Origin of the sequence: Variovorax robiniae (assembly GCF_037889955.1) — a bacterium.
GTDB lineage: Bacteria > Pseudomonadota > Gammaproteobacteria > Burkholderiales > Burkholderiaceae_C > Variovorax > Variovorax robiniae.
The window spans coordinates 15,100-29,330 of the sequence record NZ_JBBKZS010000010.1 but is presented as its reverse complement, the minus strand read 5'-3'; the positions used below and the strand labels follow the sequence as shown (position 1 = coordinate 29,330).

The following is a 14,231-nucleotide window of genomic DNA, read 5'->3' as shown; positions in this document are numbered from 1 at the left end:
GCCTACCATGATGATCCGAAGCGAGCGTCCGCCCGACCGCTGCATCGACAACGGCACCATCCACACGCGCTACGGCGCCTTGACCTTCGACAAGGGTCAGCCGACCCACGAATCCGCCGAGCATCTGGCGCAGATGCTGACCTTCAGCCGCGCCGTCGACATCTACCAGCACAACGCCGAAGCCGTCGCCATGTTCCGCTTCCGGCAGGGGCTGGCCAACTCGGGCATCCGGCAGACCTGCCAGGTGGTGATCTGGAAGACCGTGCAGGAGGGCGTTGCCGGTTCGCCGTCCGGCATCCGCGAAAAGGTGCAGGTGTGCAATTTCCTGAACCTGCGCAACGGCCCGATCGTGATCGACGTGCCGGCCGGCATCGTCAGTGTGTTCGACGACATGTGGCGCCGTCCGGTAGGTGACGTGAGACGCCTGGACCGGACGACGGGCAAAGGCGGCAAGTACCTGGTGCTGCCGCCCGACGACACGCAGGGCGAGCGGCCGGGCTATTGCGCGCTGCGCTCGCCCACCTATGGCGTGTGGATGCTGCTGCAACCGGTCGACGGCGATCCGCTGCTGGCGGTCCAGCGCTTCGCCGGGCTGCGCATCTATCCGCTGGCACAGCAGGCATCGTGCGTGCCGGCCGTGCAATTCCTCGACCGCTCCAACGGTCCCATCGACACCAGCGCGCCCGCGGACTATCGCTACTTCGAGCAACTCGGCCAGTTGGTCGAGCAGGAACCGGCCGGCGCCGTGACGCCGCTGGAGCGCTTTCATCTTTCTCAGATCGGCATGCGCTTCGGTCATCGCTTCGCGCCCGACGACAGCATGAAGGCGTTGCTGGCGGAAGCCGCCCTCGTGGGTGGCGCGGCGGCGCGCATGAATCGCGGCGGACCCCCGATCGCGGCGCCAACGGGCACGCGCGGCCAGTGGCAGCGCACGCTCGCATGACGGGACGGCAAGCCTGAAGATGAAAGCGGCCGTCCCGGCTTCTTCGTCGCAGGACGTGGCGCTGCCGGAGATCGCACCGTCTCGATACAGGCGTGGCCAGCGGCTAAAGTCGCCGGCTTCCTCCACGTTCCTGCCTACGACATGCACTCCCCCTTGCCACGATCCGCCACGCGCTGCCTTGCCCTTGCCATGGTCGTCGTGGCCGCCGGATGCGCGTCTGGCCCGGCGCCCCGTGTCACGCGCATGGGCGATGGGGTCTTCACGTCGCCGAGCATGCAGGAGGCGGAGGCCTACTGCCGCAACTTCGGGGCACCGATGCGGCTCACCAATCCCAAGCTCAAGCCGGCGCCCGGTACCGATGTGTCCTTCCGCTGCGATTGATGGCCCACCGGGCGCACCAGGGCGCGATGCGGTGATTTGAAAATATTTGTGAACAGCCTTGTCCGCAAGGGGGCGGATGTGCTCCCATGGCGCCGCGCTCCCCGCAAGTCGAATTGGTTTGCGCATCTCGACGTAGTCCCGCGGGGGCCGGCCGGGCGCGTTCCGGCCTGGGGCTCAAAGGCATCCGCACGGGAATCAGGGCGCGTGAGCAGGCCCTAAACCAAAGTGCAGGTTGCCGCGGGCCGATCCAACAGATTCAATAGCTGCTGACGACAACACAACAGCCGACAGGGAGCTGGCAGCCATCGACGCGCATGGAGCGCGGAAGGTTGAAATGACCGACAGCGACTTGCAGGACGACAGCGAAGATGCACCGCTGGTACGCCTCATCGACGATGACGCGACGTTCCGGCGTGAACTCCAAGGGGTTCTTCGAGCGGCGGGATACAGGGTGGCGCAATACGGTTCCGTCGGCGAGATGTTGCTCGACGGCATCGGAGACGCGCCCGGTTGCCTGGTGCTGGACATCCACATGCCGGGCCCGAGCGGCCTGGACCTGCAGGAAATGATTGCCACGCAACCGGAGCCCCTGCCCGTCATCTTCGTGACGGCGGAAGCCACGGTGCATGAGACCCTGCGCGCCATGAAGGCCGGCGCCGCCGACTTCTTCTTCAAGCCGATCGACAGCGACGCGTTGCTGCCTGTCGTGGCCAAGGTGATCGAGGATGACGCCGTGCGCCGCCGGGCGCGACTGCGCCAGACCGCGTTGCAGGCCCGTTATTCGAGGTTGAGCCCACGCGAGCGGCAGGTGCTCGACATGGTGGTGAACGGCGCCCTCAACAAGCAGATCGGCTGGGAACTCGGTGCCGCGGAACGCACCGTCAAGGCCCATCGCGCGCACGTCATGGAAAAGATGGAGGTGCGTTCACTGGCCGAACTGGTGAAGGCGGTGGGGCAACTCGAAGCGTCCCTCGCGTTTGCACCGGGGCGCGGCGGCAGCTGACGGATCGACGAGAACGCCTGCGTGTGGTGCGCTGCGTACCCGCGCGGACGACCCGGGGCGAGGCCTATTGCGGACCGCCGCCGTTGCGTCGCAACATGGCCGCCAACAGGTCGGTGTCGGGATCGGTGTTCTTCCTTGCCGTGGGCGGGGCGCTTCTCGCAACGCGCTTCTCGTCCCGCGTCTTCGCGACGGCTGTGCTGCCGGACTTGCCCGGCACATGCACCTTGGTCCGCGCGCCCACCACATCGGTGTGCTGTCGAACCTGCTTTGCCGACGCCTGCTTCTGGACGGGCTTGGTCGCGGCGACTTTTCGAGGCTTGTCGGATCCGGCCTTCGACGCGCCTGACGCCGTAGCCTTGGTCGCAGCCACCAAGGGTGGCGCAGCCTTCGGTGGCACGGCAGTCCGGGCTGTCATGACCCTGGACTCGCGTGCAAACTCATCGGAAATCTTTGCGACGCCGGTCCCGGCGGGGCGGGCGGATTCGAGATTCAGCGCCGTGAGGGCGGGGACCGACGGTTTCAGCTCCTCGGCTGCGACCGCCGCAGGGGCAGGAGGGGCAGGGGCAGCGGAACTGGCTGGCGCGGCGGTTGGCGCTGGCGCCGTCGCGACCGTCGCGATAGCCGGCTTCGTCGCACCCGAAGTGGCCCAGAAGCCTGCTCCGATGCCGATTGCGACGATGCAGCAAGCCACCGCGATCATGCCGCCCGAGATGCCCGGGGGCTTGTGGCCACCGAGGTCGGCCAGCACGCGTGTGGGCTCCGTGGTGCTTCGCGGGTCGGACGGCGAGGAAGGCGCCGGGTCCATGAGGCTGGGCCAACGGCTCGTCGACGCCTCTTTGCTTGATTTGCTCATTTGTATTTCCCCCTGATGAACCTGTACTTTTCAGCACAAGGTGACAGCCGTCGCAGATTAGCAGGTTTTCCAATGAATACGCCAACCTACAATTTCCGCGTCTTCGCATCGTTCACGGTTTGGCTTGTTCGCTCTCGCGCTTTTTTTCTATTTCGTACTGATGGTGGCTGTGGCCGCCATTTTTTTTCTACCGTCTGCGCGGGCGCGAGCCGTTGCAATGGCGAGCGGCGCATGGCGGTCCTTCGCCAGCAGTTGGCGTCGTGCGCGGCATGGCGCCGCGCGGACCTCGACCGCCTCGGTGCGCGCGGCGGGCAGCGCGGGCTCCGGCGCGCTGCAGTTCCTGGTCCGGCGCCGGTTCATGCTCCTGGGCGGACTGGCGGTACTGGCCGTGCCCGTATTGTTCAGCGTGGTGCTGCGCAGCGGCAAGACGGTGTTCTACGAAGATGCTGAACGCGACACCGACGAGAAGGTCGAGGCACTGCTTCGAGGCGAGCACCTGGTGCCGCCGCCGGCCTTGCCGCCGGAGGTCTTCGCGACGGCCGAAGTCGAGCAGGTGCGGCCGCTAACCCGGGAAGGCAGCCGCAACTGGGATGTACTGGACCCCGATTTCCGCGCGCGCCTGCTGCTCGTCTACAAGGTCATGAAGGACAAGCACGGCTACGACCTCGCGCTGCTGGAAGGCTACAGAAGTCCGGAGCGTCAGGCAAAACTTGCCGCTTTGGGCGAGCACGTGACCAGAGCGAAGGCAAATCAAAGTTACCATCAGTATGGTCTGGCAGCAGACAACGCGTTCTATCGAAATGGCAAACTCGTCATTACCGAGAAGGACCCGTGGGCGATGGAGGGCTACCGCCTGTATGGCGAAGTGGCTGAATCGCTCGGGCTTGTCTGGGGCGGCCGATGGTCGTTCAAGGACTATGGACACGTGGAATACCGCAAGCTAGGTTTCAAGCTGCCACGGGATTGATTGAAATTGTGTGAGTTGCGCGCCGCCAAGAATGCGGTGCGCAGGGCAGCCAAGGGAGTAGATAAAAATGAATCGACCGCACGACGTGCCGGGCGATGGATCTGACTGTCACGGCGTCTCCGACGCCGCGTCCGGCAACCAATCGACATCACCATCCGGCCACCGCGCCACGCGCGCGGCTTCGGGCCGCGCGCTCGTTGCCATGATTGCTGCCGCATCGCGGCACGCCTGAGCGATGAGCCGCTTCTTCAGCTTCCTGCTGGACACGCGCACGCTGTCCATCATCGGCTTCCTCGCGCTGGCCGGGGTCCTGTTCCTGGGCGTGCAGCAACTCGAACTCGCGCTGACCTATGCCGTGGCCGCGTTTGCCGTGGCCTTGGCGATCTGGCTGGTGGTCTGGCTCGTTCGCCGCTGGCGCAGGCGCAAGGCCAATCAGGAACTCGGCGACATGCTGGAGCACCAGGGCGAGACGGCCCCGGTCACGCCCGTTGCCGACCCTGCGCGACGCGCCGAGATCGAGGCGCTGCGCGCCCGCATGATCGAGGCGATCAAGACCATCAAGACATCCAAGATCGGCCAGGTCTCCGGCAACGAGGCGCTGTACGAACTGCCCTGGTACATGGTCATCGGCAATCCGGCCGCGGGCAAGAGCACGGCCATCCTCAACTCGGGCCTGCAGTTCCCGTTCGCCGAAAAGGGCAACGCGGTTATCCAGGGCATCGGCGGCACGCGCAACTGCGACTGGTTCTTCACCACCGAGGGCATCGTGCTCGACACGGCCGGCCGCTATTCGGTGCACCAGGAAGACCGCAAGGAATGGTTCGGCTTCCTCGACCTGCTCAAGAAGTACCGGCCCAAGGCGCCGATCAACGGCATCATCGTCACGGCCAGCGTGCCGGAACTGATCGGCAACCGCCCCGACTTCGCGATCGAACTGGCCAAGAGCCTGCGCGAGCGCGTGCAGGAACTCACCGAGCGGCTGGAGATCTTCGCGCCGGTCTACGTGATGTTCACCAAGGCTGACCTGATCACCGGCTTTGCCGAGTTCTTCGGCGACAGCGACAAGGTCGAGCGCGACCGCGTCTGGGGCGCCACGCTGCCCTATGAGCATGACGAGAAGCAGGACGCCGTCGCGCTGTTCGACAAGCGCTTCGACGAGCTCTACACCGGCCTGAAGGAGATCAGCGTGGCCCAGATTGCCACGCGTCGCAACACCAACCCCTCGCCTGAACTGCTGATCTTCCCGCTGGAGTTCGCAGCCACCAAGCCTGCACTGCGCGCCTTCCTGGCCACACTGTTCGAAAGCAACCCCTTCCAGTACAAGCCCGTGTTCCGCGGCTTCTATTTCACGAGCGCGCTGCAGGAGGGCACGCTGCGCAGCCTGTCGACCGAGCGCATCGCCTCGCGCTTCGGGCTCCGCCTGACCGACCCGGCCAGCAAGTCGAAGGAGGTCTATTCGCAGAACGGCTTCTTCCTGCGCGACCTGTTCTCCAAGGTCATCTTCGCTGACAAGAAGACCGTGCGCCAGTTCTCCAGCCCGGTGAAGACGCGGCTGCGCTACCTGGTCTTCTTTGGCTTCGTCACCGCGCTCGGCCTCATGCTGGGCGGCTGGACCTGGTCCTACCTGGGCAACCGGCAATTGGTCGAGAACGTGCAGGCCGACCTCGACAAGGTCGTCAAGCTGCAGGCCAGCGGGCCCGGGCTCAAGGCCCGCTTCGAAAGCCTGGGCATCCTGCAGGACCGGATAGAGCAACTCGAGAAGTTCCGCAACGACCGCCCGCTGGCGTTGTCGCTCGGCCTCTACCAGGGCAACACGCTGGAAGACAAGCTGCTGGCCGAGTACTACGGCGGCATCAAGCAGATCATGCTGGCGCCGGTGTCGGACAACCTTCAGGCTTTCCTGAAAGAGGTCAATGCGCATCCGGAGCACCTGAAGAAGCCCGTCGCGCCCAACGCCGATGGCAACGCGCCAACGGCGACGCCCGTCGCCGCCAGGCCGGCCGCACGCAATGTCGATGCCGGCGGTCTCTATGCCGGCTCTTCGCCCACCGACGTGCAGGACGTCTACAACGCCCTCAAGACCTACCTCATGCTGGCCGACAAGCGGCATGTCGAAGCGGCGCATTTGACGGACCAGATCTCTCGTTTCTGGCGTGTGTGGCTCGAGGCCAACCGCGGCGACATGAGCCGCCAGCAGGTCATCCGCGATGCCGAGCGTGCGATCAGCTTCTACCTGGGCCGCGTCAGCGACGACAACTGGCCGGTACTTTCCGACATCAACCTCACGGCAGTCGAGCAAACCCGCGATACCTTGCGTCTTGTGGTGCGCGGCATGCCGGCACGCGAGCGCGTTTATGCCGAGATCAAGGCCCGCGCATCGACCCGCTTCGCACCGATGACCGTGTCTCGCATCATCGGCGGCACCAACACCGCCGAGAGCGAGGCGGTCATCGCGGGCAGCACGGCCATCTCCGGCGCCTTCACTCGCGAGGCCTGGCAGCAGTACGTCGACCAGGCCATCCGCGACGCGGCCAACCACGAGACGACCAACAAGGACTGGGTGCTGAACGTCGCCAGCAACGACGACCTCACCCTGGAAGGCAGCCCCGAACAGATCCGCAAGACGCTGGTCAACATGTACAAGCTCGAATACGCGAAGGAGTGGAAACGCTTCCTGCAGGGCATCGCCGTGCGCGACCTCGCCAACTTCGACCAGGCCGTCGGCGCGATGAACGTGCTGGGCGATCCGCAGAACTCGCCGATCCGCAAGGTCTTCAACACGGTCTACGACCAGACCTCCTGGGACAACCCGTCGCTGGTCAATGCCGGATTGAAGGAGGCCAGCACCGGCGCCGTGTCATGGGTCAAGGGACTGTTCTCGCGCGCCACGCCGTCGCAGTTGAACGTCAACGTCAACATCGATGCGAGCAACCCGGTCGAAATCCCGATGGGGCCGGTGGGCAAGGAGTTCGCGGGCGTCGGCCGCATCGTGGTGGAGCGCGACAACACCTCGCTGCTGAAAGGCTACCTCGGCGGCCTGTCGAAGTTGCGCACGCGCTTCAACCAGATCAAGAACCAGGGCGACCCCGGCCCGGGCGCGCGCCAGTTGATGCAGCAGACGCTCGATGGCAACGGCTCCGAACTGGCCGACGCACTCAAGTACGTCGACGAGCAGATGCTCACCGGCATGGACCCGTCCCAACGACAGGCCCTGCGGCCCTTGCTCGTGCGTCCGCTGCTGAGTGCGTATGCGGTGACGATCCAGCCGACCGCGGTCGAGCTGAACAAGGTCTGGACGGCCCAGGTGCAGCAGGTGTTCCAGCAGTCGCTGGCGACCAAGTACCCGTTCGCCGCAGGTTCCAGGATCGAGGCAGCGCCCGCCGAGATCGCACAGGTGTTCGGGCCCGAGGGCGCGATCAGCAAGTTCGTGGCGACCACCATGGGGCCGCTGGTGAATCGGCGCGGCGACCTGCTGTCGGCGCGCACCTGGGGTGACGAGGGCTTGCGCCTGAACCCGGAATTCGTGGGCGGCTTCGCGCAATGGGTTGCGCCGCTGGCCGGCGGCGCGGCGTCAGCGTCCGGCGGCGCGACGGCGGCCCAGCCGCAGACCTTGTTCCAGATCCTGCCGCAGCCCGCATCGGGCCTGACCGAATACGTGATCGAGATCGATGGCCAGCAATTGCGCTACCGCAACACGCCGCCGCAGTGGTCCAACTTCGTCTGGCCCAACGCACAGGGCACGCCGGGCTCGAAGATCTCGGCCGTGACCTTTGATGGCACGACGGTGGAACTCGTCAATGAGCCGGGCAACTTCGGACTGGAGAAGCTCTTCGCCACCGCGCAGCGCAAGAAGCTGCCTGACAACAGTTTCGAATTGACGTGGGCCAAGGGCACGGCATCCGTGTCGGTCAAGCTGCGGCTGATCCAGAGCGCACAGGCCGGCGCCAGTGGCTCCGACTCGCCGCAGGGCAAGGGACTGCGCGGCGTCACGCTGCCCTCGACCGTGGTCAGTGCCGGCCCCACGGCGCCTGCATCGGGTGGGGCAGCCCCTGCGCCTGCTGCAGCCGCCACCGTCACACAGGGAGCGACCCAATGAGCCAGGTGCCACTCCAGGCCCAGCAACTGTCGTACTTCGGCAAGCTGCCGATGCGCGGCGATTTCGTGAAGGGCATCTACAACCCGCAATTGCTGCGCGTGCTCGACAACTGGCTCTCGCAGGGCATGGAACTGTTGTCCGAGGATCCGCGCTGGAAGCTCATCTACGACGATGCGGCGCCGCTGCACTTCGTCTGCCTCGGCTCGCGCAGCCGGCTCGCCATTGCGGGCCATGTGCGGCCCAGCCATGACGAGTCGTCACGCCGCTATCCCTTCCTGGTGGCGGTGCCGCTGGACGTCGACAAGGCCATCGATTTCATGAGCGGCGCACCGGCCCTGTTGCAGCCTTGGTGGGACCTGGTCTCGCTGCGTGTCACCGACCTGGCGACAAGCAGCGACATGGAAGCCGACCTGCGCAGCCTGGAGGCCGTGCCGTTCCACATCGACACGGCGTTCAAGGGCTCCGCCGCCCATTCGGCGTACCACGATTTCATTCGCGACTACAGCCTGCTGCGCATCGAGCAGACGCTCAATTTCGACGGCCACAAGGTGTCGCTGCGGCGCATGACCCTGGCGCTTGGCCTGCTGCTTCAACCGGTCATGGCCAGCACCGTGTCGCACCTTGAGAAGGGGCTCACGTTGCCGCTGCCGCGCGATCCGCTTCTCCAGCCGATGGTGGCCACGTTCTGGCTCGACATCGTGGCCAGGTTCTTCGCGAAGGCGGACTTCGAGCTGGTGCTCTGCGTCTCCGCGGTCAGTGGCCTGCCGCGCCTGATCATCGGGTTCAATGGCCTGTCGCCGCGCACGCTGCAAAGCGTGTTGCATCTGCAAGTCCATGCCGAGCAGAACATCGAGATCGACAACCCGGATTGGGTCGAGGAAAGCATTCACAGCAACTACGCGATGTACAAGCTGGTGAGCTATCTCGAGCAGCCGCAACTGCCGCTCGAAATCGTGTTGTCCGCATTTCGCGAAGTCTTCATCGGGGATTGAGATGCGCAAATTGAACATCGCGTCATTGCGCGTTCTGGCCGGGGCCGGGCTCCTCGCGTTGTCGGCGTTGAGCCAGGCCCAGGCGCCTGCTGGCGCGCCGACTTCGGCGCAGGGTGCGAACATCGAAAGCCAGGGCGGTGGCGCCGGCAAGACCGAGCAAGTGGTCGCAGGCGGCCAGGTGCCCGATGAGGCGACCCGCGTTGCCGTCATCGCCGCATTGCGGCAGGTCTACGGCGCGGCCAACGTGGTGGACCGGATCGAGGTCGTCAGTTCCGTGGGGACGCCGGCCAATTGGTCGGCGAATATCCAGAAGCTGTTGAACCCCTCGCTCAAGCAGATCCATCGCGGGCAACTGCAGATCCAGGGCACGCAGATCACCGCGCAGGGCGAGGTCGGCAACGAAGCACTGCGCCAGAAGATCGTCGGCGACATGGCCAGTGCGCTGAATCCGACCTACACCATCAAGAACAGCCTGCGGGTGCCGGTGTCGGAGCAGGTCGTCGTGGACCAGGTGCTGGGCAACCGCATCGTCGAGTTCGAAGTCGGCAGCGCCACGCTCACCGCGAAGGGGCGCGCGATCCTCGATGAGATGGCGACGGCGCTGGCCAAGCTCAGCAACAAGTCGGTGGCGATCATTGGCCATACCGACAACTCCGGCAACCGGTCGTCCAACCTGGCGTTGAGCCAGGCACGGGCGGAGGCGGTCAAGGGCTACCTGGTCGGCAAGGGCATCGATCCAGCGAGCATGAGCACCAGCGGTGTCGGACCGGACCATCCGGTGGCGGGCAACGACTCCGAGGCTGGTCGCGCACGCAATCGGCGCATCGAGTTCAGAGTCGGACGCTGAGCAAGGCGCCCCGTTGAATGTGCATGCGGTGCTCCCGTTCAAGGGAGCATTCGGAGATGCCCTTCAGTTGCCGTCTTGGGGTGTCTCTCCGCGCACGCCGAGCAGGTCTTCCAGTTGCGCGAGTTCCTGCTCGTTCTTGATCACGTTGCGCAGCCATGCATGCAGCGACATGTCGGCCCAGGCTGCGGCCTTCTTGGCCATGTAGGCCGTCGGGCTGGATGGTTCGGTGCGCTGGAAGAAGTCCGCCACTTCATTGAGCTGGGCGATGGCCTGCGCCCGGGTGTGGATGCCGCCACGTTGTGGTGCGACGATGGCACCGGGCGTCTCGCCGATGGGCGTTGCCAGCATGCGTTCGACACGTTGCAGCGATTCGTCGCTGGCGACGGGGGCAGGCGGTTCGGCGATGCGTCCCAGTGAAACACCGGCATCGCGCGCAAAGCGCTCGATGGTGGCGCGAACCGACTCCATTGCGTCCTTGACCCGTGCGAAGCTCGGTCCCTGCGAATCGGTGCGGGCGTCGAAGACCTGCTCGAAGCGCTTCACGGATGCCTCGCATGCCACCAGGTCGGCATGCACCGCTTGCAGGAACTTCGCCGGCGTCGCGCGGCGCACGCGATCGAACTGCTCGGTCGTGACCTTGCCGCGCGTCAGTTCGTCGCTGTCGGTCGGCGCGCGCTTGACGGCCTGGTCAAGGGCCAGTGCCTGCTCCCAGGCGTGCACGCCGTAGGAGACCTTGCCGTCGTTGACGATGGGCGCGCGTCGCACCAGTTCGATGGAGCGCGATGCCAGCCAGCTGACGCTGCCGAAGCGCATGTCCATGTCGCCGTCTTCGGCTTGCGGATGCAACGCCTCCCAATGACGTTCGCAAAGCCCCGTCAGCAGGCGGTAGCCGTCGTTCAGCCCGGCAAAGCCCTGGCGGCTGGCGAGCGCGTCGGTGAGCCAGACGCCGAGGCGCAGGTCCTTGGTGGATTCGGTCAGCAGCTTCTGCGACTCGGTGATGACGAAGGGCCAGTTGGCTTCCTTGAGATCGATCACCCAGTCGCCTTGTTCGAGCGTCGGGTCGTCCTGCTCGCGCGCCCTCTGGATCGCGTCGAACTGGGGCGAGAAGAGCATGTCCGGGCCGCAAGGGGACGGGCCGGGAATCGGGGCAAGCAGCGCGTCGAGGTCAAGCATGGTGTCGGCGGCCATCAGGGCAGGGAGATCGTGAGGTTGGCCTGGCGCGGGCCGAGCCGCACGATGTCCTGGTAGCGCTCCAGCGTGGATTGCGTGGTGCTGGACAGGTGCAGCGACAAGCCGATGAAGCCGACCAGCGCGATGAGCGAAAACACCGAGGCCACGACCCACTGCGGCGCCTCGCGCTTGAGCGTGTGCGCAATCTGGTCGGGCAAGGGCCAGTGCGGCGCGAAGGGCGTGCGCTTGCCCTTGATGTTGGCGATCTCGTCGCCGAGGCGCGCGGTGAGGTAAGCCAGCTTCTCGGGGCCTTCGAGGATGTACTTGCCCTGGAAGCCGAGCAGCAGGCACATGTAGAACACTTCAAGGGTCTGTACGCGCGCCGCGCCCTGGGCCCGTTGCGCTTCGAGCATGTGGAAGAAGTTCTCGCCGGCGATCTGGTCGCCGAACAGCGCGAGTTGCAACGGCCTGCGTTCCCATTCGGGCTGGATCGCGAACTCCGGCGACGCGAGGACGAATTCGTCGACCACGGCGCAGAAGGCGTACTTGCAGGCGTGGACTTCCTCGGCGCCGGCGCCGAGCTTGCGCGCGTTGCGCTCGAACTCCGCGAGGTAGCTGCGGATGCCGCCAAGGAATTGTTCGGCCTGCGCCGGCTGCTGCTTCTTCTTGATGAGGAACAGCATGACGAACCCGTCATACAGGATGTCGAGCAAGGAGGAATCCTGGCCGGGGAGGGCGCCTGCGGGCGTGAAGCCCGTGGGTGGCGCGTCTTCACCGAAGAGAGAGGGCGGGCGTGCCGTGGTGTTCATGTCGAAGCCTCCGTGCTGTGCGCTGTGGCATGTGCCTTGGTCGATGTGCTCACGATGTCACCGCGATCAGTTCGAGTTGCATGTCGGGAATCCCGGTCGGTGCGTAGATGGCGACGCTCTGCGCTTGCAGCATGCGCTCGTAGAGTGGGCTCTTGCTGTCGACCGCGAAGTAGCAGGCGCCGGCGCGGATCGGAATGGCAGGCGGCACTTGCGGCGCGTAGACGAGGCGCACCCCGGGCATGGCGGAAAGCACCAGCTTGTCGACGTCTTCCGGCGCGCCGATCTTGAATCGCGCGGGCACCGCTTCGACCAGTTCCGCCGCCGGCATGCTGGCGGTGACGGCCATGTAGAACACCGTCTTGTCGTCGATCTTGCCGGAGTCGAGGCGGCCCATGTGAAAGGCACGCCGCGTCTCGGTCAGCGTGATCGCGAAGTAGCGCGTCGATATCACGGTGTCGAGCAGGTCGCGGATGATGTGGTCGAGGTCCGCGAATGCTGTACCGGGCTTCTCGTGGTCGTAGGTGGGCAGGTCGTTGAGCGTGTAGGTCTTGGCGAAGGTCATCAACGCGCCGGCGAGATTCAGCAACTCCTGGAACAGTCGCTCCGGATGCAGTGCCGGGTGCCGGAACAGGTGCGACAGCGAGGCAAAGGCCGAGTTGGCGGTGTGGAGCAGCCAGAACGAGGCGATGTCGCCTGAGCGGAACTCGATGATGTTCTTGCTGGGCTCGCGGTGGATGCCATAGAGTGAATTGACCTTGGCCTGGAGCACGTCGAGCAGTCGGCGCAGTTGCTGGTAGACCGTGGGCGATGTGTCCACGCAAATACACGGCGGAACGAAGGCCTGGTCGAGCTCGAAGCCGCCCGATGCGGTGCGCCGGATGCGCACCACCGGGATCGAGACGAACTGCTCGCGCGGCTCGGAATCGGCCAACAGCTTCACGGTCTTGCGCAGGTAGACCACCTCGGCGTTGACCGCGTCGGTATAGAGGTCGGGGCACTGCGTCGCGTCGCTGACATAGCGCGCGGCGAAGGCGGCTTCTTCCGGTTCCTTGTAGTTGTGCCCGAGCTCCCGGACCGGGTGGAGCACCAGGTAGAAGGTGATCTCGTTCTGTCCGGGGCTCAGCGTGTCGAGCGCGATGGGCGGTGGCAGCTTGTCCACGTGCGGCGCCGAGTACGGTTCGCCATCCGGGAACACGACCGACAGTTCCGATGCGCGCAACATGCCGCTGGCCAGCGCGTCCAGGTCGAAGCTGAACGAGCGAACGCCCCAGTAGTACGGATGCAGCGATTGAGCGGTGTTGTGCAGGCGCGCCTCATGGTAGGCGTCCTGCCGTTGAAAATGCTGAGGGCGCAGAAACAGGCCCTCGCCCCAAAGAACCTTGGCGGCATAGCTCACGACGAATCAACTCCCTTGGAAACATGTGCCGCGACGGGTATGGCTCCCTTGGCGCAGCGAAAAACGGCCGCAGTATCTCATGCGACCCCGAAAAAATCAGGTGCGGCAGTTGACCTGCGCGAGCCTGTTGTAGTTGCGCGGCGGCTCGCTTTGGCCATGCCCTTGCATGTCGAGCACCGCGCCCTGCGTGACAGTCAGCGCGCACGCATGCGCACCGATGACCACGCCGGTTTTCTCGGCCTCGGCCGCATCGAAGGCGACGCGCCATCGCTGCCCGCCCGGCGAATGGAACAGCACCACGATGCCCATCGCATTGACCGTGCGCGGCAGGGTCTCGCTGAGATTGAGCTGCTGGTCCGGAATGAGCGTGATCTCGCGGCTTTCGATTAGGTCGTCGCCGAGCGCGGTCTTGTCGCGGCCCGCGGTGACGAAGGCATCGAAAGGCGCCTGGTAGAACGCCGTGGTGTCCTTCAGCTTGTAGATGCGCATCACCGCCGAGAGGGGGCGGCCGCTGTCGCCGGCATTCAGGTTCTTGCCGGTGGCGATCGAGACCGGGACCTTGCGCGGCGGCTTTTGCAACTCCGGCAACTCCGGCTTCGTGATGCCGCTGACTTCCAGCGCGACCTTGGCGACGCTCCCCAGGGTGGCCAATGGAGAGGCGCAGCCCGCCAGTACTGTGGCACACAGCATCGCCGCGATGAAGCGGTACGGAGCGCCGCGCATTGACTCGTATCGCGGCAGGGCCGCTTGCGAAACGGATCGAGTCCGCATTGA

The 14,231-nt window shown here is 65.5% G+C and carries 12 protein-coding genes; 7 read left to right on the top strand and 5 right to left on the bottom strand.

Going from position 1 to position 14,231, the window contains the following annotated elements; genetic code table 11:
* Positions 1-7: 7 nt before the first annotated feature.
* The 3 genes from WKW79_RS22025 (at position 8) to WKW79_RS22015 (ending at position 2,327) form a co-directional block, all read left to right on the top strand.
* Positions 8-943 carry a DUF1254 domain-containing protein gene (locus WKW79_RS22025; protein ID WP_340337344.1) on the top strand — a complete coding sequence of 312 codons (936 nt, stop codon included), beginning with the start codon at positions 8-10 and terminating at the stop codon, positions 941-943.
* Between the two features lie 153 nt (positions 944-1,096).
* Positions 1,097-1,324 carry a hypothetical protein gene (locus WKW79_RS22020; protein ID WP_340337343.1) on the top strand — a complete coding sequence of 76 codons (228 nt, stop codon included), beginning with the start codon at positions 1,097-1,099 and terminating at the stop codon, positions 1,322-1,324.
* 334 nt (positions 1,325-1,658) lie between these two features.
* On the top strand, positions 1,659-2,327 hold the full coding sequence (locus WKW79_RS22015; protein ID WP_340337342.1) for a response regulator transcription factor: 669 nt from the start codon (positions 1,659-1,661) through the stop codon (positions 2,325-2,327).
* Positions 2,328-2,391: 64 nt separating this feature from the next.
* Here WKW79_RS22015 and WKW79_RS22010 read toward each other — a convergent pair whose 3' ends face one another.
* The gene (locus WKW79_RS22010) at positions 2,392-3,075 is read right to left on the bottom strand and encodes a hypothetical protein (RefSeq protein ID WP_340337341.1); all 684 of its coding nucleotides are present in this window, start codon (positions 3,073-3,075) and stop codon (positions 2,392-2,394) included.
* A 229-nt stretch (positions 3,076-3,304) separates the two neighbouring features.
* On the opposite strand from WKW79_RS22010, the gene WKW79_RS22005 reads away from it, so the two are divergent.
* The 4 genes from WKW79_RS22005 (at position 3,305) to WKW79_RS21990 (ending at position 10,082) form a co-directional block, all read left to right on the top strand.
* Positions 3,305-4,147, top strand: coding sequence for a M15 family metallopeptidase (locus WKW79_RS22005; protein WP_340337340.1), 843 nt, complete (start codon positions 3,305-3,307; stop codon positions 4,145-4,147).
* A 235-nt stretch (positions 4,148-4,382) separates the two neighbouring features.
* Positions 4,383-8,243, top strand: a complete 3,861-nt coding sequence (gene tssM / locus WKW79_RS22000) for a type VI secretion system membrane subunit TssM (protein ID WP_340337339.1) — start codon at positions 4,383-4,385, stop codon at positions 8,241-8,243.
* Positions 8,240-9,235, top strand: a complete 996-nt coding sequence (gene tagF, locus WKW79_RS21995) for a type VI secretion system-associated protein TagF (RefSeq protein WP_340337338.1) — start codon at positions 8,240-8,242, stop codon at positions 9,233-9,235. Before tssM ends, tagF begins: the two co-directional genes overlap by 4 nt.
* 1 nt (position 9,236) lies before the next feature.
* Positions 9,237-10,082, top strand: coding sequence for an OmpA family protein (locus tag WKW79_RS21990; RefSeq protein ID WP_340337337.1), 846 nt, complete (start codon positions 9,237-9,239; stop codon positions 10,080-10,082).
* 63 nt (positions 10,083-10,145) lie between these two features.
* Here the strand turns inward: WKW79_RS21990 and tssA are convergent, their stop codons facing one another.
* From tssA to tssJ, 4 genes are all read right to left on the bottom strand, one after another.
* A complete protein-coding gene (gene tssA, locus WKW79_RS21985; protein ID WP_340337336.1) occupies positions 10,146-11,270 on the bottom strand; it encodes a type VI secretion system protein TssA in 1,125 nt (374 codons plus the stop codon).
* Positions 11,270-12,061, bottom strand: a complete 792-nt coding sequence (gene icmH / locus WKW79_RS21980; RefSeq protein WP_340337335.1) for a type IVB secretion system protein IcmH/DotU — start codon at positions 12,059-12,061, stop codon at positions 11,270-11,272. The genes tssA and icmH overlap by 1 nt, the downstream gene beginning before the upstream one ends.
* A gap of 49 nt (positions 12,062-12,110) precedes the next feature.
* Positions 12,111-13,457 carry a type VI secretion system baseplate subunit TssK gene (tssK, locus tag WKW79_RS21975; RefSeq protein WP_340337334.1) on the bottom strand — a complete coding sequence of 449 codons (1,347 nt, stop codon included), beginning with the start codon at positions 13,455-13,457 and terminating at the stop codon, positions 12,111-12,113.
* A gap of 96 nt (positions 13,458-13,553) precedes the next feature.
* Entirely contained in the window at positions 13,554-14,180 is a 627-nt protein-coding gene (tssJ, locus tag WKW79_RS21970) for a type VI secretion system lipoprotein TssJ (RefSeq protein WP_340337333.1), read from the bottom strand.
* Positions 14,181-14,231 lie beyond the last annotated feature (51 nt).